Origin of the sequence: Paenibacillus sp. FSL H8-0548 (assembly GCF_038630985.1) — a bacterium.
GTDB lineage: Bacteria > Bacillota > Bacilli > Paenibacillales > Paenibacillaceae > Pristimantibacillus.
On sequence record NZ_CP152049.1, the window covers coordinates 6,559,905 to 6,584,058 of the forward strand.

Annotated in this window: 15 protein-coding genes; 2 read left to right on the forward strand and 13 right to left on the reverse strand. The window is 46.9% G+C overall.

Annotation, left to right across the window (positions count from 1 at the left end; all coding sequences use genetic code 11):
- Positions 1–315: 315 nt before the first annotated feature.
- The 3 genes from MHI37_RS27675 to MHI37_RS27685 form a co-directional block, all read right to left on the reverse strand.
- Positions 316–1,716 (reverse strand): sialate O-acetylesterase, encoded by a 1,401-nt coding sequence (locus tag MHI37_RS27675; protein ID WP_076336712.1) that lies wholly within the window; start codon positions 1,714–1,716, stop codon positions 316–318.
- Between the two features lie 52 nt (positions 1,717–1,768).
- A complete protein-coding gene (locus MHI37_RS27680; protein ID WP_076336713.1) occupies positions 1,769–2,479 on the reverse strand; it encodes a GDSL-type esterase/lipase family protein in 711 nt (236 codons plus the stop codon).
- Positions 2,480–2,563: 84 nt separating this feature from the next.
- Entirely contained in the window at positions 2,564–3,427 is an 864-nt protein-coding gene (locus MHI37_RS27685; RefSeq protein WP_076336714.1) for an AraC family transcriptional regulator, read from the reverse strand.
- Positions 3,428–3,689: 262 nt separating this feature from the next.
- On the opposite strand from MHI37_RS27685, the gene MHI37_RS27690 reads away from it, so the two are divergent.
- Positions 3,690–4,670, forward strand: coding sequence for a zinc-binding dehydrogenase (locus MHI37_RS27690; protein WP_076336715.1), 981 nt, complete (start codon positions 3,690–3,692; stop codon positions 4,668–4,670).
- Positions 4,667–5,656, forward strand: coding sequence for a zinc-binding dehydrogenase (locus MHI37_RS27695; RefSeq protein WP_076336716.1), 990 nt, complete (start codon positions 4,667–4,669; stop codon positions 5,654–5,656). The genes MHI37_RS27690 and MHI37_RS27695 overlap by 4 nt, the downstream gene beginning before the upstream one ends.
- A 113-nt stretch (positions 5,657–5,769) precedes the next feature.
- Here MHI37_RS27695 and MHI37_RS27700 read toward each other — a convergent pair whose 3' ends face one another.
- From MHI37_RS27700 to MHI37_RS27745, 10 genes are all read right to left on the reverse strand, one after another.
- Positions 5,770–6,906, reverse strand: a complete 1,137-nt coding sequence (locus MHI37_RS27700; protein ID WP_076336717.1) for a GntR family transcriptional regulator — start codon at positions 6,904–6,906, stop codon at positions 5,770–5,772.
- A 69-nt stretch (positions 6,907–6,975) separates the two neighbouring features.
- Positions 6,976–7,641 (reverse strand): ribulose-phosphate 3-epimerase, encoded by a 666-nt coding sequence (gene rpe, locus MHI37_RS27705; protein ID WP_076336718.1) that lies wholly within the window; start codon positions 7,639–7,641, stop codon positions 6,976–6,978.
- 26 nt (positions 7,642–7,667) lie between these two features.
- Complete coding sequence (locus MHI37_RS27710) at positions 7,668–8,708, reverse strand: alcohol dehydrogenase catalytic domain-containing protein (protein ID WP_218638930.1); 1,041 nt, start codon at positions 8,706–8,708, stop codon at positions 7,668–7,670.
- Positions 8,705–9,775: a galactitol-1-phosphate 5-dehydrogenase gene (locus MHI37_RS27715; protein ID WP_076336719.1), complete on the reverse strand. Its 1,071-nt coding sequence runs from the start codon at positions 9,773–9,775 to the stop codon at positions 8,705–8,707. The genes MHI37_RS27710 and MHI37_RS27715 overlap by 4 nt, the downstream gene beginning before the upstream one ends.
- Positions 9,776–9,806: 31 nt before the next feature.
- Positions 9,807–10,706, reverse strand: coding sequence for a TIM barrel protein (locus tag MHI37_RS27720; protein WP_076336720.1), 900 nt, complete (start codon positions 10,704–10,706; stop codon positions 9,807–9,809).
- A 250-nt stretch (positions 10,707–10,956) separates the two neighbouring features.
- On the reverse strand, positions 10,957–13,869 hold the full coding sequence (locus MHI37_RS27725) for a family 78 glycoside hydrolase catalytic domain (protein WP_256710508.1): 2,913 nt from the start codon (positions 13,867–13,869) through the stop codon (positions 10,957–10,959).
- 69 nt (positions 13,870–13,938) lie between these two features.
- The gene (locus MHI37_RS27730; protein WP_076336721.1) at positions 13,939–16,095 is read right to left on the reverse strand and encodes a beta-galactosidase; all 2,157 of its coding nucleotides are present in this window, start codon (positions 16,093–16,095) and stop codon (positions 13,939–13,941) included.
- 110 nt (positions 16,096–16,205) lie between these two features.
- A complete protein-coding gene (locus MHI37_RS27735; RefSeq protein ID WP_076336722.1) occupies positions 16,206–22,376 on the reverse strand; it encodes an S-layer homology domain-containing protein in 6,171 nt (2,056 codons plus the stop codon).
- A gap of 46 nt (positions 22,377–22,422) precedes the next feature.
- Entirely contained in the window at positions 22,423–23,241 is an 819-nt protein-coding gene (locus MHI37_RS27740; protein WP_076336723.1) for a carbohydrate ABC transporter permease, read from the reverse strand.
- Between the two features lie 4 nt (positions 23,242–23,245).
- A complete protein-coding gene (locus MHI37_RS27745; RefSeq protein ID WP_076336724.1) occupies positions 23,246–24,115 on the reverse strand; it encodes a sugar ABC transporter permease in 870 nt (289 codons plus the stop codon).
- Positions 24,116–24,154 lie beyond the last annotated feature (39 nt).

The window sequence follows — 24,154 nt, forward strand, 5'->3', positions numbered from 1 at the left end:
CATAACACTATAATAAACAAACATTTTTGTCTACTTAAAAAAATTCAGACCGATATGAAGGCTTCCAGAACGAAAGCAGTTACTGTATCGCGTACTGCCACGAGAACCGCACGCCGCTTAGTCTAGTACAGGATGACATAGAAACCATGAAGATTCTTTGCGGTATCTATTAATCGTCCGAACTTGGTAGGGAGATTGTGTTTGACTTACACATTAAACTCTTGAATATTACGTAAATTGCTTAGAGCCCGTCAGGAATTTGTCCTGACGGGCTCTTCGAGTTTTGTAGATATATTCATTTACAATGAATTGAGATTACACACCTAACTTTACTTGCTGTTTATAAAAGGCAAGCATCGGCATATAAGTGCCCGTATCCAACGGCAAATGACTGGAAGGATTCATTTCATATGCACCATGAACGAAAGTATCCCCTTCGGGATCCCTAGATAAGCGCAGCGTGATCTCATTGCGAGCCGTTATTTCCCACTGGGTACACGCCATTTCTCCGTTTGCGTCTTCAACAGTGAACACTTTATCCGTCGGGCCAATGGCAATAAGATAACCAGCCACATTGGCAAACCTCAAGCAAATACTAGCAATCTTACCTTCATGGAGCCAAACAGCGGATGATAGATTAGGGGCGGCTGCGGATACACGTGCATTCGTATATATATGAGCTAATGCAACCTTAGCCAATCTCTCGCCAATGATTATATTTCCGGCAGGACTGTTATGTATGCTATCTGACAACGGACAATCCAAGGCAGGGACTGTGTACACATCAGGGATGGTAAGAGCAGCTTGTCTCTGGGCTTCCCTCACTCTTCCCCATGATTGATTACCCTCTATGGTAGCTGCATCCGTGCATCGATTAAGCTGAACCGTTAATATAGGCAAATCCATAACGTTCAGATCTCGACGGATATGTTGAATCATCTTCTCAAATCGTACTAGGTAGCTGGAGGATTCCTCAGGATTGCAGTCCGAACAGCCTTGATACCATAATATACCGCGAACTTTGCCTCCTGCGGATGCAATGATTTTCATCATATGGCGGTATAAAAAACCATCCTCATCCGTATTCCAAGCCTTTAAAGGCGATCCGCCAAATGCGGTTTGCAGGAATCCGATTGGTAGACTCGTTTTATCCTGAATCATTTTACCAAAGGCTAGAAACGGGGAATGGCCCGGATTCGCAAATTCTCTATTCTCATAGTGAATGGAAGCTGTAGACTCGTTAAACGGATGGGATGCCAAACCCCATATCCCGTTATGTCGCTGCAAATGAATGCCGAGCTGCGGCGCATCTTGAATAGGACCTTTGCCATAACCAGCAGCATTGCTTTGCCCAGCTATAACCCAGATATCTCCCACTCCGATATGGTGGATCATATCCCCTCGGGCAGCCCATTCCAAAGCCGGATGGTTATCGATTTGCATGCAGGTTTCAAGTCGATATAATCCTCCTGCCGGAATTTCATCCAAGATGATCTCCCAAGCCTGCCCCTCTTGCATCTTACAGGGCCGCCAAGGGACAGCTATTCTTCCATCCGCTTCGTTAACGATTCGAGCCAAAACCTGAGCGTGGGTAATTACCCGATCGATCATGCCCGCCCAGACTCCCGATAAAGCTACGCTTCCAAAGCCATTTTCCTGCTGAATAATCGCCCAATGCTGTGGGCCTTGCTGAATGATCACGCCTATTTGCGCCATTTAAATACCCAGCTCCTTCTAATAAAGCTCTCGATCATACGCATAGGATTGATTACTCCAGAAGCCTAGCTTCAAGCAGAGCAGACAACTGTTGATGGAAGGCAATATCCGGATGATTGATTCCATTCGACAAGCGTGTATGAATATCAACACCTGCTTGCTCCATCTGCTCCCAGATCGCATATACGTCAAGCAAAGGTATAGCATGATCAGCAGCAAAGCTGCGAAGCGCCTGGTTATACTTTAGTAAGGTACCCTCTTCGTATAGGAGGATAAAATCAGGAACCATAGCTTGATAAAGGTTTGGTACGTTTGGATTACCGGTTTTGAGCATCATAATCGTGGATAAAATTAGTATTTCCGCTTCTGTCTCTATCCGTATCCGATTAACAAGGTCACCAATAGCCGTTATATACGTTTCTATTCCTGCTTCGCCCCCATGACAATCGTTGAGACCAAAGCAAATCGTTACTAAGTCCGGCTTGTAGAGAAGGACATCACGCTCCCAGCGTGATCTGGACTGCTCCGCCGTATTCCCGCCGACTCCTGAATTAATGACATTAAAATTAGCCTCGGGATAATGTTTCTCTACTCGACGACGCAGAAGCTCATGATAGACTTGTTCATGCTCAATCTCATTCGGGCCTAGGCAGCCTTGGGTCACACTGTCCCCAATGGCAACATAGATCACCGTTCTTGCTCCCGGATTCTCGGACTTCTCCTGCAGCCGTTGATGAAGACGTGGGAATTCATCTTTACTCATAAATGGCATTCTCCCTTAGTTATCTGATCGTAAATCAAGATCAGTCTACCTTAATAGGCTAGGGAAGTATTTACAGAATATTAGCTATTCCGATGCTGATTTCTGCTTTCGCCAGTTCGTTGGGCTTAGACCTGTTTTCCGTTTGAATTCTCCACTGAAATGATGGATATTGGGATACCCTGTTTCCTCAGCCACCTTTTGAATCGGCATTTCCGTAGTGGATAAGTACGTTTTCGCTGCCTCCATGCGCAGCTCCAATAAGTAATCAATCGGAGTAAATCCCGTTTCCTCTTTGAATCTTTTAATTAAATAGGTAGCTTGAAAATTACTAATACGCGTTAAATCATGTAATGTAATTTTGCTTTTATAGGTGGATTCCATGTAACCTGCTAACGCTTTGATTACTTCTTTGCTTAAAGAATAACCTGATGAGAGTGCCGTGCTGCTGTTACTCAGCTTCCTATCTTTTCCGTACAACTCGAGCGTACCCTTAACCAGAAGTAAAATTTTTTGCACGTTTAGCAGCAGTAATTGTTCGCCATAGGGTTGATCGTGAAGCTTCATGTCCAGCATTTGGCTGACTTCGCTCAAACATAGCTGCATGAGAGGGGACGAAGTGAAATGGGGATCTAATCCGGATTGCAGCCTATTCCATAATAAAATATTTTGCAATTTCGAGAGATAAGGCTCCTCCTCAATGCCCGTTAATTCGATATACCAAAAAACAGCATTTTTGGAGTGGATGATTAAATCATGCGGGGTATTGGGCGTTAAAATAAATAATGATGACGTTGAGACCTCGTATTGTTCACCCAACCAATGCAATTGGTAAGAACCCGACGCAAGAAAAAGCAATTCATAGGTCGGATGTATGCCACCCGTTCTGTATTCAGGTCTAGTCGTAACCGTAGAATCATGATAGACCTTACCATAATTTCTTATCCTCAATTCATCCCGCCTCCCTTTTCCGTACACGTCCATATGCCTAACATTAGTTAAAGCCGAATCGCTTGTAAACCCTTTTCAATTGAATATATTCGAAAGAGTGAAATATTATATAAATCAAAAGTGTATATAGGTGTTGAATATGTACAATTTAACTGCTGCTTACGTGAATCCAAGTAAGATTTAACAAATACTTCGAAGGATATATCTCTTACAATGAAGGTGGAATGATATTCACACTTCAACTATAGAATGGAGCTTTGATATGAAAGCATTGCAAATTTCTGGAAAAGAGCAATATTCAATTATCGAGACTGCAATCCCTGATGCTAAAGACTTTGAAATACTGGTGGAGATTCAAATTGTTTCGACTTGTCCGCGCTGGGATATGAATATGCTTGGCGGAATTAATATGTTCGATTATTCGCTTGCTCCCGAGTATCCTTTGCCATACGGTTTTCCCGGACATGAAATGGCGGGTGTAGTAAAAGCGATCGGAAGCGGGATCCGTAAATTTAAAGTGGGTGATCGTGTTGCGGCGCTTGAACATATTGGCGATGCTCCAGGTGCTTATGCGCAATATGTTTGCTTTAGAGAAGAGGATTTACTGAAGCTGCCCGATTCGATTACTTATAAACAAGCGGTTTCATTCGAGCTGCTTAAATGCGTCATGATCGGAATGCTGCAGCTTGGGGATTTGAAAGGGAAAACCATACTTATCTCAGGGCTTGGACCTGCAGGGATTCTGGCCGTACAAATGGCTAAATTATGGGGAGCCGCCCGTGTTGTAGGGATAGACTTGAACCAAGAACGCGTTCAGTTTATCCATGATCTTGGTCTTGCTGAAGCCAAGCTAGTTAGCGATTTGACCGATGAAAAGTTCGACTTTGGCTACGACTGTGTGGGAGCAGCACCTTCCGTGCAAAATCTATTCAACTTCGTAGGGGAGCATATCGTTATTTTTGGCGTATTAAGAGGGGAATTGAAATACGCCGACCATTTATGGTTTAAAGGCTTTAAGCTGGAGTCTTACAAATATCGGGGACTCATTCAAAGAGATCATGATCTGTTGATAGATCTGGTGGCGAATAAAGGCTTAAACATGGAGTGCCTCCAAACCCATCATGGTTGGTTTACTAAATATGATGAAGCGGTGCAGCTACTAAGAGAGCAAAAAGCGCTTAAGGTTTATTTCCACCCCCAAGAGGACTTCGAAGAAGCTTCCGTTAACGGTGATTCCCTATGATAGGAAAAGGGGTCGTTTTTACTGAGAAACTGAAGGTAGCCTATCAAGATGTCAGCATTCCCGATCTACAGGATGATGAGGTTATGATAGACGTCGAGCATTCTTGGATTAGCAATGGAACGGAGTCCTCGTTTCTCCGTGGGGAGAGAACCGATGGGGAAACACCGTTCAGGGACGGTGATCCGCTTCCTTTTCCGCAGGTAGCAGGGTATCAAAAGGTTGGCACAATCACTTCTCTGGGAAAAGGCGTACAAGGCTTTGCAGTTGGCGATCGAGTCTTTGCTACGATCAGCAAGGTGAATGGGATGTTTTATTCTACTGGAGGACATGTCAGTCCTGCTGTCACCCATGAAAGCCAGGTTTGGAAGCTACCGGCTGAAGCGGAACCCATTGCTTATTCAGGGCTCGTATTGACTCAGGTTGGTTATAGCTGTGGCATGTGTCCACCCGTTAAAAAGGGCGATTATGCAGTCGTTATTGGAGATGGAATGGTTGGGCAATGGGCTGCCCAAACGCTAATGCATCGCGGAGCTCATGTCATTGTACTTGGTAGACATAATAACCGCTTGGACCTGCTTCCTGAAGGTATTCGCAAAGTAAACACGAAAGTATCTTCTATGAAGGAAGCCCTTCAGGATGTCAGGGATACCTTCTCGATTATAGTGGATACGGTGGGATCATTAGCAACGGTAACGGAATTAATTTCTTTCGCGCAGTACGGCTGCCACTTGGTTTCGGCTGGATTTCTCGGCGAGGATGGCCGGATTGATATCCAAATGCTCCGTACCAAAAAGGTCACCTTGCATTGTCCATCCGGCTGGAGCCAAGAAGATATGGATGCGACCTTGCGAGGGATCGCAGAAGGTTGGCTTCAAACCACATCGCTTGTTACTCATCGCTTTCCTACCGAGCAGGCAAAGGAAGCATGGGATTTACTATTGGATTCGAAACAGGCGAAGCTTGGCGTTGTTTTAGATTGGATTTGATCGGGAGCAACACATGCAATGGTCATCTTAATCGATCTGGCTGAATTCATAAGCCATTGTATTTATAGCTACACAACAACAAACCCGCCATGTTACATTGGCGGGTTTGTTAATTACATGTTCAATTTCCGAACACTTCCACGTTCAATAATCTGGGTAGGAAGCTTAACGCTTTCAATTCTGCTACCCTCTGAGGCCATCTTCTGCAGGAGTAAGCCAAAAGCTTTTTTGCCTAATTGTTCTGGAGATTTCATTACGGTCGTTAGCGAAACTCTACCTACTCTGGAAATCATCAGGTCTGTAAACCCGACTACGGATAAGTCTTCCGGAATTTTACGGCCTAATTCTTCGGCTATATTCATCACTTGTATCGCGACTAAATCATTCGAACAAAATAGAGCCGTCATGTCTGGGTTCTGCTCAAAAAAACGCTCCAATCTGCTAGAATCCTTTTGATTGTTATCCCAATCCGAGATGATGGCATTGATCATAAAGGGAATCTCGGCATCAAGCTGAGCTTGAATAAACCCATAATAGCGGTCTTCCCTGCTCATAATGCCCGTAATCGGCTCAGAAATAAAACCCACATTGCGGTGTCCTTTGTCGATTAAATACTTGGTCATCTCATAAGCTCCCAAGAAATGATCATGGTAGATCGCCGTAATATCCACTTCACGAAACACCCGGTCGATAATAACGACCGGAAAATCGTTCAGGTGCAGCCGTAATACCTCTTGCCCGCACATCCTCCGCTCGCCCGGAAATAGCACAATACCGCGTACTCTTCCCCCGCTGCTAATCTCCCGTAGAATTGCGTCCTCTTGCTCAAGATCGTTACCCGTCACTCGGATGAGTACTTCCCAACCATGAAAAGCCCCCTCCTGCAGGAACGCAGTAACGGCCAAACCAATAAACTCATCCAGCATAGGAACAACAATGACGACCGCTTGCTGGGGCACGAGCGACATTCCTGACAGAGCTGCAGCTTTAAGCATCGTCTCCGTATTCTCTGCAAGGAAAGTCCCTCTCCGAGGCAAGCGATAGAGAATACCTTCCTTGGCGAGAAGCTCGAGCGCCTGTTTGCTTGTTCTTCGGCTTACGCCAAACAGATCGGCAAGCTCTCCCTCTGACGGAACCGGGTCATGAGGCTTCAGTTGTCTCTCCACAATTAAAGCCATTACCTTCTGCCTCATTTGCTCATATAACGCGATCGGTCCTTTAGTCAGCTGTTCCTTTATGTTTTTGTTCATATCCGCTCATCCTTCATCAGCAATGTATCACTGATACTAACATAATGCATCTGGATCGACTAATCAACCTCACGCAATATACTCGCGGAACTTCTCCGTCAATTCGTATAAATCCTGATCCTTCTTAAAAATACTGGAGGTGCCTGCCACGAATATATCCGCACCTGCCAAGCGCATCTTTTGCGCATTTTCACAGCTAACGTTGCCATCTACTTCAATCTCGATATGCGAATGGCCGGATTGTTGAAGATATTGCTTCAATTTATGGATCTTTCCTAGAGTCGCAGGGATAAGCTTCTGGCCAGCAAATCCCGGATTAACCGTCATAATCAATACGATATCGATATCGTCGAGAATATCGTCTAGCGTATAAATTGGCGTGGAAGGATTTAGTGCGACCGAAACCCTCGCCCCCTTGTCCCTAATTTGCTGAAGCGTTCGTTGCAGATGAATCGTGGCTTCCTGGTGGACCGATACGATATCACCGGGACGAATCGCGAAGATCGGAAGAAAATCTTCTGGCCGGTTGATCATCAGGTGAATATCGAGCGGAATTTCCGTCATCTCTCTGACACTGTTCATAAAGTCTGGGCCGAGGGTGAAATTAGGCACGAAGCTTCCATCCATGATGTCCACGTGCAAATAATCAACACGGGCTCGCTCCAAGGCTCTTATCGTTGTTTCCAAATTTCTGAAATCCGCGCACATGATAGACGGCGATATTCTGCCTCCCATACCTGCACCTCCTTAGTTATTAAGGCTTACGGTTGCACAATAACCCGCATCCCGACATGCTCTTCTGCCGCGCTTATCGCTTGGTTGATCTCATCAAGGGGATAGCGATGAGAGATATAACGCTTCATATCGATGACGCCGGAGCCGATTAAATCAATGGCTTTCTGATGATGTGCAGGCAAGGAGCCGTGCGCCCCGTGAACGAACAACTCTTTGTAGTGAATAATATTAGTATCTAGCGTAACCATCGACTTCCCCTTAGGCAGACCGCCGAAGAAGTTCACCCGTGCGCGGTTTTTCGCCATATAGATCGCATCCACCTGTGCTTCCGGCGAGGGGTTCGAAGTGATGACCACGTCTGCTCCGAGTCCGCCCGTTTCCTCCAATACCCGTTCGATGGCGTTCTCCTCGGATGAACAGATATACGCATGTGCACCGAACTGCTTAGCCATCTCCAATCGGGGTCTGGAACGTTGTACGAGGATCACCTTCGTGGCCCCCATCAGCTTTGCAACCTCTATAATCATGCAGCCGATTGGGCCTGCACCGATTACAACAACTGAATCACCCAGCTTAATGTTCGATAGCTCCAAGGCATTTAGAACACAGGCAAGCGGTTCGGCCAAAGCGGCCTCCTCATAGGAGATATGATCCGGGATTTTGTGGATCGGACCGAAATTTACCATTGTCTTGTTCAGAAGCACATATTCTGCGAAGCTGCCCGCGAATTGGTAGCCCATAGCGTAATTGATCTGACAATTGTTGCCGATTCCAGCCTTGCAGAAGATACATTCCCCGCAAGGTACGTCTGCACCAAGAGAAATTCGATCTCCGATTTTGAACTTGATTACATTCGAACCTAGTTCAACAATTCGCCCCGCAGATTCATGCCCAAGCACTTGAGGAAGCGTCACCCTGTTATTCCCATGGCGGAATATCCGGATATCCGAACCGCAAATACCTACAGCCTCGACCTTCATTAGAATACTGTCCCCATCTACGGATGGTCTTTCCACTTCCTGTACGACCATTTGCTCCAATTGCTCTAAAACAGCTGCCTTCATCATTTATCCTCTCCCACCTTCATTGACTCGTTAGAATTGACATACATGACTTTGTTAAAGAAGCCTTTACGGTCACGCATCATAACCATTCCCTCATAGATTTCCTCAAGCGCAAGCTTATGGCTAATGAGTGGTTTCACATCCAGCTTGCCCGCTGCCATATAGTCGACGGCTAGCTTCCATTCGTTCCTTGGAATGTCCGCATAGGAAGAATTCCAAGTACCGCTTAGCGTAAGCTGTTTGCGGAGAATTTCCCAATAGCCATCCTGCGTCAGGCTCATGCCCCCTGTTGGATTGCCCATCAACACTACCTTACCAAAGTTCCGGGTCGACTTTAGACAATTCTCCCATGAAACCTGGCTTCCGGCTCCTTCTACCGCTACATCTACGCCTCGTCCTGTCAGCCCGTATACCCACTTCTTGATATCGACCTGCAAGGGATTGCATACATCCGGAAACCCCTGATCTACGGCAAAATCAAGCTTAGCCGGATCAATATCCGCGAGCAATACACGGGATGCCCCCCAGGCTCTGGCCCACAATGCCAGCATCATGCCGATCGGACCAGCTCCGCTGATCAGAACCTGATCGCCAATGCCAATTCCAGCTTGCCGCAAGGCGTGTACGGCTACTGCTGCTGGTTCAACCATGGCTAACTCCTCATAGGACAACGTGTCGGGCGCAGCGACCAAATTCCATATCGGGATGCAGATAAATTCCGCGAAAGCACCATCCCGCCGCGAACCCATGTAATCGTAGTCCTCGCACTGGGCGAATTCGCCGATCTCGCAAGAAGCGCATTTGCGACAAGGCAGCAAAGGAAAAACTGCTGCTCTTCTTCCGATCCAGCCGGGATCAACGCCTTCTCCCGCTTGTACGACTAGCCCTGAGAATTCATGCCCGGGTATTGTCGGGAAGCGGTAGGTTCCCTTGGTGAATACTCGTGGAATGTCGGATCCGCACACCCCGCATGCTTTGATCTGCAGAAGCACTTCGCCCTCTTTGGGCGTAGGAGTATCGACTTCCTCCACTCGCAAATCTCCGAGTCCGTGCAGTACGCAGCCCTTCATCCTTCCCCCTCCAATCTGTTATCCGTGCTGCTTAGTTCTTAATAAACTGGCGCCAGTAGTTTACCGACTCTACGTGATCCTGGATAATTCTGAAATCGGTCGACCACGCCTCCCGATGGGAGAGCTCGAATATAATTTCCGCATCGGTTGCACCCGATTGTTCAATAGCTTCGATCAATGGCTCACCATGAATGATGCCGAGCTTATTGTATTCTTCCGTGAATGGCCAATGCCGACTGTGGTCCTTCTCGGTTTGCTGGATATGGATGATTGGCGAGACGCTGCCAAGCTCCCTAACCCACCGGTATGGATCACGATCATTCGGATGGGGAGCGTGCCCTACGTCCAGACATACCTTGAACGGAATTCCGGCACCATCGTTTAATCTCGCCAGCAGCTCCTTGGTATCCTCGACCGTATTCGCCATTTCCCGCGGAATAGACATCGGCTCGAAATTCAAATATTCCATACCGAGCTCCTTACAGTACCAGCTAAGCTCCTGCCAATTCTTGATCCCTTCTTCGATCATATATTCCCTGCGCCGAACATCGTCATAATCAGCAAAGGTGAGTATGCCGAAGTGGCTGCCTGTCGTTCTCGCTCCCATCTGAACAGAGATGTCAGCGAATCGCTTAAACCAATTCAGCCACGCTTTGCGGGTATCTGCATCCGGATGCATGAAGTGGTTAACACGCGTGAATGCACTCGTAAACGTACTCGTGATCGCAAGATCATGCTTCTGTGTACACGTATTGATCCTCTCCACCTGTCGGTCCACAATGTCGGGCGGTAGAAAAACATTCAACAAATCGGCGACGAATTGAACGTATTTGATTCCTAAATCTTCAGCCACAATACGCGTCCACACTTCTGGCTCAACGTACTTGTTGATTGCAAAACCAAGATTGATTCCCAGCTTTAAATTGGCCATTCCGACACTCCTCTGATCGATTGATCCTAATTGGTATGTTCTGATACATTTAATACTATTACGTGTCACTGATACATTCAAGAGGTATTTTAAATAAAATAATGATTGTTGGATACGTCCGCTTCCTTACCCTCATATCCGCCAAACACAGGAGAAATCGGAGAAGACAAGCACAAGGATCAACACGAAAAGAGAGGCTCCAAGGCAATTGCAGCCTTGGAGCCTCTCTTCATTAATAACATAGCTAAGCTTATATAATTCCCAGCTTTATTTCCGTAATTGATCCGGTATAACCTTCCGGCAGCCGGAAACGAGCCACCATACCTTCCGGATAGGACACGTTAAGCTGCATCGTCCGGTTACTCTCATCAGCGGTCCATGAAACGTCAATTCGCCCGCCTGCAGGGTGCGGAACACTGCCCTTCGCCCATGTTAGTCCGCATGGAACAGGTGCAATTTCAACTTCGGTCCAGCCCGTCGTCAAGCTTCTCACGCCAAGTAACTCACGACCTAAGAAATAGGCCGGCGCAGACGACCATGCATGGCAGTGACTGCGGCTTAGCATATCCGGATTAGCCCGATTCTCGAGGAAATTCGGATATTGCTCCCAGCATGTAGTCGCGCCATGACGGATCATCATGCCATAGTGGTGGCGGATATCGTCCAAGATGAGGCGAACCTCACCCAGCTTGGCCAGCGCCTCATAATAGAAGAAGGACATAAACGGACTACCGATTTGCACAAAGCGTTCCGGAGGCTGAACGAGATAAGCATCGATAATCTGCTTGCGTTCTCCCTCAGCGACTCCCGTAAGTGAGGCTACAACCTGCGAATGTATGCTAAGGCTGTCGGAGCGACGACCATCCGCATGGATACAATCGATATATGCCTTCTTGTCTTCATCCCATAGCTGCTCATTGATTGCACGCGCAAGATCGTTAGCCGCTGCTTCGAATTTCGCAGCGCCTCCCACATCCTTCGCAATCCTCCCCATTTGTGCGGCTACATATAACGTCCGAACCAAGAACATGTTCTGATGCGTGACGATACCGTCGTTCGGCTGGTCGATTGGCGACCAATCCAGCATGTTCCAGCCTTCTACATTAAACAAGCCGCGTTCGTCAATCTTGAGCAAATAATGCTCCCCCGTGTACCGAATAGCGTCATACATCTCCACCGCGAACGCTTCATCCCCGGTCTGTTCGTAATATTCCGCACAAGCAATTGCCCAGAAGAACGTCCAATTCGGAATCACGCTGCTCCAGCCGCTCGGCACTTGGTTCGCATAAAGCGGCGACTGGTGCTTGGAGCCTGGGACAAGTCGTAAGCAACGCTTCAGAATATCCTGCACCCCATACAAGTAATTGCTTACAAGCGCTTCGTTGCGGCTGTCGCCAACCCAGAAGGTTTGTTCATACGCCGGGCAATCAACGAACGTGTCTTCCATGCACAGCTTTGTCGTATGCCGGCTTATTTCCCAGATGTCGTTCAGTAGTGTGTCCGAGCATTCAAACCGCCCGATTTCGGCCATCGGATAGTTGCTTTGAATAAAGGTCACGCCATAAATACGCACCGGTGCCTTTGCGCCGCGCACCGTCAACGCCAAGTAACGGAAGCCACGGCGAATAGGTGTCTCATACACTTGTCTGCCTTCGTGGCATACGTAACGGAGCGTATGATCTAGATCGAACGTATCCTGTCGGTACTGTCCAGATAGGTATTCGAATCCGTACCAATCAAGTATCGTTCCAGCATCCGCCTCGACTTCGAATGATAGATACCCGGAATATTCCTTGCCTAGATCGAACAGCACCTCGGTATCGCAGCCTTCGAATACGGGCACGATACCCGCCTCCGTATTCGGAATGATAGCGTTCTGAAGCTGTGCGGGAACGGCAAATTTCACATTTTCTTTCCGCCAAACACTTAGCGCGAACACATCGACCTCGGACACGTACTTCGGATTAATGGGGCTTATCCAATTTCCGTACCGCTTCAAATCCTCCGGTCGTTTCAGCGCACCCAGCAATTCAAGATAGGTCGGATGATTCCAATCGAGCGCTCGAACGGGCTGATGATCAATCGGAATGATCGCATCGAATGGGCCGATCCGGAAGAAAGTTGATGCAGAATGATCAGCTTGCAGCTCTGAAGGGGCAACGAATGACAATTCCCCGGTTTCTTCTCCGTATATGCCGAGCTGCAGCTTGCCGGCGTGGAGGCTGCCCGATACATCGATAATGAGCAGGTTATCCCCTTCGTTCAGGAAAACATCCATATAGCGCTCGGGAGCCGTTCCATATATCCGATCCTGGGAGACCATTTCCCCATTAACGGACAGCTCACGAAAGCATTCTCCCCCCTGCAGGAAGCCAAGTGTTGCTGCACCCGCACAATTTGTGCGAATCGCAGTCACCACGAATCCCGTAAATTCCAACCTATTCGCATGGTCCTCACTGCCATCGTTCAGCGCATTGCGAACATCAATCGCTGTTGTCGCATGGAACGACCTCACCTTCGCCAATGACTCCACCCGCACGGGGTACACCGTCTCGTCCGTCAGCATCGGGATGTCCCTGGGCTTAAGCGTCGTCCACGGCGACATACCGACCGAACCAAGGGAGATCGCATTGGACCATCCCGTATTGTTAGCTGCCAGCTCCATCCATGATGAATCCCATGCTGTGGCATCAATGTATTCGGAGAATGCTTGCTGAACCGACATCCGCGGTGCGCGTGGATGCTGTCCAAGATGACGCGAGGTCAGCCAAGTCGTGTCGGTCGAGACGACGACTTCCCCATCCGCATCATTAAGCTCAACCAACAAACCTCCCCGTCCCCTTACATAGTAGAACGTCGACAACCCGAAGTGCATGACGAGCACAGCAATCGTATTTTCTTCGCCAGCCTTTAGAAGATGACTAACTTCGTACGTATCATAAGACTGCTCGTTCGGCCATGAGCGAACAGGTCCCCGCCCAAGCCTCGTCCCGTTTACGTACAGGACATACCGTGAATCAGCCGTAATTCTTAGTTTAGCGCCGGAGCGTAACTCGGCTGCAGCCGATACGTCGAATGTTTTACGGAAGCATCTCCATTCATTGCGAGGACTTTCCTCCCCTTCTCCCCAAATCCACTCGGCTTGCCAATCCATCGTCATCATTGTTCAAGTCCCCATCCATTTCGTTAGATTGTGTTCTTTTGTAAAAATCAGAAAGCGCTGCTGATGGTATCAACGAATAAATGGCTCATGCAATTGAAACACTTGAATATCGCCTGCTTTTAGGGAGAGTCGTATAGAATCGGTCACATCGTTCCCTGCCAAGGCATGAGCTCCTTCTGGGAACCATGGCGTTACACCATCATAAGCAAAAGGCAAACTCACCGTAAAATCCGTATCCCTATTCGTCGTGTTATGAACAAATAGAAAGGCTCCCTCTTCGCCATCATGCTTCCATTCCAGAACATCCGCACGAGCCTGACCGCCATGAACCTTCACATACGGCTCCAAACCAAGCTCTTTCTCCATTATTTCCCTCAAGAATTCGAGCGTATTCCTATCCTCTTCTTGCCAATAGGATGCGCCGAGTAAGGTACCTATCCAAACCGCTTTCCCTTTCCCGTAATCTGCAACGGTTACGGCAGCCGAGCTATCTTCGCTGAACGTAGCGGCAACTCTTACATCCCTTAGCAGCTCAATTTCCGTTTTGTAGTAGGAACCTTGAGCAGGATCATTTCCAAGCGCACTGTTCAATGGAATTTTCTGCTTGGATTGAACCGTAACATTATGATAGCTATGATCTAAATTTTCTATAGAATGAATCCACGTTTCACGTATTCCAAATACCTCATCAAATCCATAGCCAGGCACTTGATAGCTATGCGTGCCATCCTCCGCCTGCAAGGCTCCAAAGGAGCATTCGGATAGAACAATTCCGCCTTCGCTTACCCACTCACGAATGACATCCGTCATTTGTTTGTTTAAATAGAGCGGATAAGGCATCCACAGGCATTTATACTTGGCCAATTCCTCTTTCGAAATATCATGGTCATGAATAAATTCGACCTTATAGTTCAAATCATGCAGAAGCTTATGTGCTCCTTGCACGGAATCCGTATAGGTATCCAAATGCGCGTAAACGGAGAAATTAGCAATTTGGTTTTCCGAGCTGAACAAAATTGCAATTCCATCCGACGGTCTTTTTGAACACAGCAATGGGTTGCGATTCGCTTGAATCGTCTGGTTTAAGCTCGCCATTTCTCTCAGCCATGGTGTCTCACTTCCATCCAGGTAAGTGCTTCCCCATGCTGGCGCCTCATGTCCAAGCACTTCCGGGCGGTATTGCCAGAATAAAAAACCGCTAATGCCTCTAGCGAGTGGGATTAATATATGTTTTTTCAGCTCTTGCCATGAAAGCTTTTGTGGTTTGAGTGCCGTATTTCCAGGCAACGCATGAATTTCCGAATTAATAATCGGCTTTCCCTTCGCCGCTGAGATCAAGAGGTCCGCTGACCAGGCTGACGATCCCAAGCTATTACCGAATAAGTCGCAAGGCTCCGCCAATTTGAAATCATCCGACCCTGCCGTAATGAGATTAAAAATCGGAGAGGGAACGGTGTGCACCATCACAGGGTGGACGGTATCGAGTTGCTTGACTACCGCTATGCGACATTTCAAGTCATCCGTTAAAGCATCTGACATAAACAAGCGCCAATCGACCATATCGTTAAATACAGCTTGCCCGCGAGGGGGTTCAATTTCATCCCAATCTTGATAGGTACGCTGCCATTTGTAATTAAGGGCTTCAAGCGTGCCATATTTATGCTCCAGCCATCCTCCGAATGCTTGCAAAGAATGCTCGCAATAACAAACCTGATTATCAAAGGAAAGCTCACGTTTAATTCCTGCTGTCAGCTCAGGTTCGTTCCATAAATCCCATACCCACAAAGCAGGATGATCTCTAAACGCCTTTACCGCTTCCGCTAAAAACTTGTCTTTCTCCAGTTGTCCCGGCGCATGATGATAACAAGGACCAGGGGCTCCACCTATTTGTCGGTAACTTAATGCTCTCGGTTCAATAACTGTTCCATCTGATGTAATCATTTTGGAATCTGGATATTTCTTGTAAAACCACGCTGGAGCGACGTCAAATAGGGTGTTTAGCACAACCTTTAATCCATTGCGGCCTGCTATATCCATTAGCTCCCTGATATCGTCAAACACAAAAGCGTTTTCGGCTGGATGGCTCGCCCGCCACTGCACCCAGAACTTTACGCAATTGAATCCCATTTGGGATAGGTTGCGTAAATCCTCTTCCCATTGATCCCGGTAAGGAGTTGGGGAACGGTAATACTGAAAACCAAAAGGAATGAAACCTGCTTCCGACATACTAACACCTCGTATTTATGATGAGTAACCTGTTGCCCAAATGAGCTGCTTTAAATGAAGCGGAGGGTAGCGGCCTCGCGAAAGACTATGAGGCCGCCATCCTAACCGTCTTAGTTCTTATCCTTGATGATGGCAAATATAAAGGTTGCCGCTTCCGCCCTCGTTGCCTTTTCCTGTGGTTCGAAACGATTGTTTGTTCTGCCTTGCACAAGGCCTGCAAGCTTAAGCTCCGTTACATAAGATACTGCCCAGCTTGGTATGTCTTGCGTATCGGAGAACAGATCACCGTTAGTGGTATTCCCTGTTAGCTTAAGCGCTCTTCCCATCAGAACCGCTATTTCTGCACGTGTGATGGGTTGATTCGGCCCGAAGCTGTCTTCGCTTATTCCTGTAACAATACCCGCGGCTACAGCAGCTTGAACGCTATTCGCGTACCACGAATCCGCTTTGACATCCTTAAATCCTGTAGCAACGTCTGAGAGCTCAAGATCTAACGCTCGAACCAGAAGCGCAGTGAATTCTGCTCGGGTCGTCAAAGCTGCAGGCTTGAATATGGTTTCGGTCACTCCGGTTACAAGATGCTTAGCTGCTAGCACCTGAAGTGTTCTAGCAGCCCAATGTGCTGCTGGAACATCCTCGAAAGTCTTCTTATACTCCAGCACCGCGTATTTACTAAGATGTTTCAGCTTAACCCTTATCGTATCCGTAACCTTATCTACTGTACCGCCTACATACTCCCATTGCTTAGTAGACTCGTTGTAGAAATAAATGCCTAGAAGATCCTGATCCAATCCAGTTGTAAAAGGTAGTGAGATTTCCACGTCACCCGATACTTGTTGGGCTGTATAAACCGTTCCATCTAGCTTCGTTAACGTAATGCTAAGTTCATAGACCTGACCTGCGAATGCGAAGACTACTCGCGCTTTCCCTCCCAGTACTGGAGAATTCGAGATATTCGAATCTACTACAGGTAACATTTGAACCTCGAGAATAGCGCCCGATGCTGCCCCCGCCTGCTCCGATAGCCTGCTAAGTACGGCTGGACTAATTGTAAATACGGCTGCTCCCGATTTCACCTGCACAGGAAGATTACCCACTTTCTCCATGGGTACTGAGAAGACAGTTTCATTGCTGCCAAGCTCTACAATCACCTTGCCCTCATCGACCACAAAACGACTTGTTTTATTGCCATTGTTGCTTGTCGGTGTTGGTGTCGCCGTCGGTGGTGTTGGTGTCGGCGTTGTTGGTGATGGCGATGGTGTCGGCGGTGTACCATTTACAGCTGAAAAATCCAACTGATCAATGTACTTGGCCGTTCCTTTCGGCTCCTTGCCTTCAAAGCTTTGTATCCAATTTGTATCTCCAATAATCCAAAGGTTTCCGTCCCTGAGTGCCCATACTTTGCCTTCGGTAGTCTGATATACAATCTCAGCAGTAGCACTTGCTTGCGGATTCAGGACCTGAACGACCGCACCATTCTCTAACGTTGTAAATTCGTTCGTGAAATAGCTATCAATCTCCGGCAATGCGCCTAAATTTCGGCGATAACCCATATAGACGGTATCCCGCGTTCCATCCTTTAAGCTCCCTAACTCCAGCAATGCTTTTCCATAAACAGTCGTCGCTGGGTCATCCTCGAGATTGACGAGCAGTACGTCGGTTTTCACCTTAGGATCGAATGTAGGCACCACCCATTTGTCATTCGCAGTCGTGAGCGTTGCTCCACCCTGATAGTCATTTCCAGGCAATACGACATTACGTCTGTTAGGTCCCCACCACATTTCTCCTGCGGGATAGGCATAATAAACCTCCGGACGATAAGCAACCAGCTCAGCTAACGAATCTGGAGCTAATAGATTCGTCCGATATTCATCCAGCCATTCAAATTGAATAGGCTTGGCTGTGTAATAGGCATAAGCTTCGGTACAGGCTGTATGATAGCTGCAATTGAGCAAGAAATCATAAATGCCTTTCGAGCCGCTCTTGATCAAGTTATCGAAATGATCGTACATCGTTTGCTGATCCGGGTAGCCTTTCACACCCGAATTATACTTCTGCTCCATGTTCTCATCTAACTGTGTTTCGGTTGTAATCAGCCACATCGTTTGCGCAGACTGTTCGGCTGCCGAGTAAGGATATCCGGCCCGCTCCCTTACCAAATACTCGGAATTTCCGTACACTTCTCCACCTATGCCTTGAAAACCGCCGGCTTGTTGATGGTTGATAAAATACTTCCTTTGGCTTGAAACGTATTTATAAATAACAGGTATGGAAACAATTTCATTAATAGCGTCTGCAACCTTCATTTGATAATCGTTGAAGGAGTCGTCTCTGAAATCCGCATAATCATCCCACAGTCGGCCCTGATAAGCATCTGCCTTATACGTAACATCAGGAGATGCTGAATCGACTAGTAAAAGCTGGTTTTTCCAAGCTTCTTCCCTTTCCCCCCTCACGATAGGAACGAGACGGGCTGCTGTTTCGTAGGAAGGAAGTGGTGTAAGCATTTTCCATGCCTCATTCAAATCCTCAATCGTGGAATAACGATTATTCAGCCACGTAATAAATTGAGCGCGATAGACAGGCGAATCAATCAACATACTCTCGTTCTCAGCATATACACCCGATTCGTTATTGACCGGGTCTACGAATAACCGGAAGTTAGGTCCAAGCCTTAACTTGCTGACATGGCTCTTGATTTTATCAAGAAAGAGATCTCCCTTATCCCAAATATTGACCAGTACGTGACTCTTGTATTTCACCTGTGGAGTAAAGTAGACCGTATAAGTACCCTCGCTTAAAGTCGGCACCGTGACATCGGCCTTAAATTCAAGCATGCTGCCGCTTTGCTTCTCCACCGTCCCTTTGCCCGAGGCGACCACTTCCCCCGTCTTAGGGTTAACGACTGTAAACAAATTAGATATAGCCGTTATGCTAAAGCTCGAAGCTGGCGCTACAGCATTCTGAACGTTAGCGGATGGAACAATGAGAGAGACTTCGCCACTTTGAGTAATATCCTCCACTTTCAACCAACCAGATAAATAGGCTCCCGTAACGTTCCCTGATTCCGCTTCAATCCAGGCGTAGTCATTGATTGGATGATTCGGTTTAGCGATTCCGCTCGGTGTCCATGCCCAATCTTCAGGTACTACCGCAATCGCGTCGAGTCCTTGGGCGTATAAGCCGTCATTGATACTTTGTCTCGGCGTGTCGGTCAAGAAGCCCAGTGAATGCGTTCCGCTTGCTAACTCTACAGAATCCAGCTTATGCCATCCGAACTGCAAAGCCTCAATGGTACTGAATACCGGTTCGCCAGATGCATCGCCAGTTGATTGATAAGCCCCGTTGTCAAGCTTCCACTGATAAGAGGAAGCATAGGATTGATTATTCGGCGTGCCTAGCACCCAAATGTCATAGTTCCCCGCGGCAGGAAGATGAAATGAATAATCTGCTGTCCCCTTAGAACCCGGAATTTTAGTGTACATCTTCAGGAATTGTCCGCCGCTGGCTGCCTTGAGTGACGTAGCCCCATCGCTCGCCCTAGGCATATACGCAGTCTGAACGACCTCCTCCTCGTCCCCATGGTTGATCGCGTTAAATTGAATACCGTAAGTAAATCCTTCTTCATCCAAATAATCGAGCAGCCACTGCCATGCCCATGCCGGTATTCCAGCTCCATGCACGACAGCATTGATATACAAATCCTTTAACCCTTGAGCCTTCATATATTGTAAAACCCGCTTATCGTCTTCCCAACGCGCTTTGTTTGCAGCAGCGTCCGTTGTGGAGAAATAAATCAAATAGTCAGAGGTAAACAATCCCCCGATGGGAACAAATGGTACCCCATCCCATATCATCGTGTGGTTTTGGTCTGCATACCAAAAGTGGGTTTCCCCTAGCTTCTTGTCAACGAAGCCGCCATTCGTGAGCGGCTTGTAGCCATCGCTCGATGCCGTGGCGGAAACAACCGTCAAGCTCGGTTCCGATGGTAAAGCTTGCAGCTTATGAAGTCCAAATTTGACAACATAGCTCGCGGCTGGAATGTCTTTGGGAAGCTGGAAATCGAATACAACTTCCTTATTTTCACCGACCGGTAAGCTAGATGTATTCACCGAAGCAAGCTCCGATACGCCCCACAATACATCATCTTTCCAGAAGCTCAGATAGGCTGTCGTATCGAAATCCACAGCTTGCAGCAATTCGAAGGAAGCCGTTCCCTGCAGGGTCGCCTCTCGGTTCATTTGTTGCGGTACTATTAATTCCTGTATTTCCACCTTAAGCTCCGGTGCATCCCCTTGAGCTGAACCCATTGCGAATGACTGCACGAGTACGGAGTCGTTACCATCCGGTGCATTCGTGTAAGGAATATCGACGATTCCGGTTCTTACCTCGTAAGAGCCGTCAGGTGCATTAAATGGAATTTTCAGTTGCATCGTCTGAACGTTTTCTTCCCCGTTCGTCCAGGTCTTCTTAACGGAGGGAACAACCTCGCGTGATACGACCTCTTCGTTTAGCATCAGATCGGCAAAGAAGTACAGCTCGCCATTAAAGTCTGCTTCCACCTTATTCGTAGTGGTGACGGTCACTATATCCTCTCTTTGCACAATGGTCTTATCTAGTTCGCCGCTAACAAAACTAAATTTCACTTCTTGCCCATTAAAAGGCTTATTGAGGCCTTTCGGTGACCATCCCCACGAATCCGGAACGATGACCCAAGCATCAATAGCTTGCGAATACAAGCCATCTAGAGAGGCTTGCCTTGGCGTATCCGTTAAGAAGCCTAGCGAATGCTGACCTTGGCTTAATTCAGATACACCTAGCTTTTGCCATGACATAGGCAATCCTTCCGGTGTGACATACACCGTATTAGCTGAAGGGGAATCGACGACTTTATAGCTGGCGGCATCCAGCTTCCACTTAAATGGAGATAGCCATGGGTTATCTCCGGGTGAAGCCAATACCCAAACGGAATAGTTGCCGGCTTCAGGAATATCAAACTCATAATCCGCTGTACCCGTCGCCCCCGGTGTCATGGTATACATTTCGAGAATTTGTTTGTCGCTTGCCTTAGCATTATATTTCGAACGATACTCTCCGGTTATCGAAGCAGCTTCGCCTTCCATCCAGACATATTTAGGAGGAATAATAGGTTTGGGTGCAGGATGTTCCAATCCATTAGGTGTCCATTCCCACACCTGCGGCACGACAGCCACAGCATCAATCCCTTGAGAATATAAACCGTCCAACGCGGCTTGTCTTGGGGTATCTGTTAGAAATCTCAAGTCGTGCTGACCCTGCTCCAAATCCATTGAGCTTAGTTTTACCCAATAGAACGGCATGCCTTCCGGCGTACCAAACACGCTTTCTCCGAAAGCTTCGCCAACAGCGCTATAAGCACCTGTATCCAGCTTCCACTTGTAACCTGATAACCACTCGTTATCCCCAGGCGTACCCAATACCCAAACATCATATTTAGCCGTTGCTGGAATATCCAATTGATAATCCGCCGTAGCGACCGTATTCACATCGTAAGTATATAATTTCAAATAACTAGCTCCGCTGGAGGCGCCTTCACCCGCGACTTGATATCCTCCATTGATGGCTTGCGCGTCCTCTCCTTCTACCCACAGGGAATCCGCTTCAGGAAGAACCATATTTGTAGGCTGTTCCAATCCATTAGGCTTCCATTCCCATGCATGCGGCACAGCTACCACTGCATCAATTCCTTGCGAGTATAACCCGTCCGAATTTCCCTGTCTCGGGGTATTCGTTTGAAACCCCAAATCGTGCTGACCCTGCTCCAAATCAGTTGAGCTCAGCTTAATCCAATAGAATGGCATGCCATCCGGCGTAGTAAATACGCTTTCGCCGTAAAAGGAGCCTGCAGCGCTGTAAGCACCTGTATCCAGCTTCCAATTGTAACCCGACAGCCATATGTTATCTCCAGGCGTACCCAGCACCCAAATATCATATTTAGCCGTTGCTGGAATATCCAATTGATAATCCGCCGTAGCGACGGTATTCGCATCATGAGTATATAACTTCAGAAAACTGGATCCGCTGGAAGCCCCTTCTCCGACAACTTGGTAGCCTCCGTCGTAGGCTTGTGCATTCTCTCCTTCTAGCCATAAGTATTCAGAAGTTGATTGTAAAATGGGTGAATCAACGCCACTATCATCTTCAGCGTAAATAACATAAGACGGAAAAGTAGCCACCAATACAGCAAAAACGAGTGTTACCGTTAGAAGTTTATTTTTCATCATTTTCATAGCTTGTATCATCTGAGAAAACGCCTCCCATTACTCTTATAATGAATTGCTATCTCTATTAACCCTTAACTGCACCAGCAGTAAGACCTGAAACAATGTATTTTTGGACGAATATATACAATAAAATAACGGGCAACGAGACAATCACAATATTGGCAAACACCAAATTCCAGTCACTGGAATGTTGACCAAAGAAGAAATAAATGGTCATGCTTAACGTAAATCGACTTGCCGTATTCAGAAAATAAAACGGCGTTTGAAAATCATTCCAGATGTTCATGGATGAAAGGACGACAACAGATGCATTGACTGGCATTAATAACGGAAAGAGAATTTTGAAAAATAATTTAAACCTTCCGACTCCATCAATAATAGCCGCTTCGTCAAGTTCTTTAGGTACGCCTCGAAGAAATGAAATATACAAATAAGTCATGAAGGGGAAATTGGTGGCTACATAAAGTAAAACAATCCCCGTGAGCGTACGAATGAGATGCAGCGATTGCATTAAATAGTAGGTCGTAATAATTGAGCCAGGAAGAATCATTCCCGCTATTAGAACGTGCTGCAACAGTCTCATAAGACGGCTGTCTCTGCGTTCAATAACAAAAGCGGCAACTGCACAAACGATAATAATAAGGACAACAGACACAACGGTTATAAACAGCGTAATCCAGAACGCTTGTGGAATACGTGCAATTCTAAATACCTCTGTATAATTATTGAAACCTGACCAATCTTTAGGAAGTGTCAACTTTAGGTCTGCTGCATCGCTTTGATTCTTAAGAGAGTTCACAATAACCATGTATAAGGGAATTGCTACAATTCCGCTTAGAATCAAGGAAATCAGCTCTAGTAATCTTTTTTTCCATTTGCGCATCTGATCACCCTTCTACCTTCCGGTTCAGCACCTTATTGACCAGCAGCACAATCACCAGGACAATCAGGAACAACATGACGTTTGCTGCCGTAGCCTCCCCATTCCTGCCTGCAGCAAAATTCTTAAATACGATTGTGTTAATGACCTGAGATGAATTTCCTGGTCCTCCCCCTGTCAAGGCATATACGATATCAAATACCTTCAAGCCGCCGATTACACTGAGAATCACGTTTGTATTGACGATTGGCATGATCAAGGGAAGCGTAATATGTCTGAACATTTGCCAGGAATTAACGCCCTCAACCATGGCCGACTCCTTCAATTCCTGAGGGATCGTTTGTAGTGCCGCTAGGAATAGAATCATCGATAGACCCGTCCACTTCCATATTTCAACAAAACTCACAGAAAAGATAACTATTTGCGGATCAGTCAACCATGATTGCGCAAGCATATCCAAATGAAGCGTTTCCAGAAACACATTTAAAAGCCCTCTGCTAGGATGCAGCAAAGCACTGAATACAAGTGAAACTGCCAATGTACTTAGAAGAACTGGGAAAAATAGCATCGATCGAAAAAAGAGTGTTGTCCTTAACTTAGCATTGGCCAGCAACGCAAGCAGCAAGCCTAAAACAATCTTAAAAACGGTCGTAATAATGGCGAATATAAATGTATTCTTGAACGCGATAACCTGATCATCCTCCTGAAACAAGGATTTGAAATTGTCGAATCCAACAAACCGAGTATATTTAAAACTTTCGTCCATATTCGTAAAGGCATATAGAAATCCTGTTAGATTCGGATAAATGAAGAAAACACTAAAAATCAACAAGCCAGGCAACAGCAACCAGTAGCTATAATACATTTTTTTTATCATTCGGCACCTCTATATAAAAGGAAGGGAGTAAGAACTCCC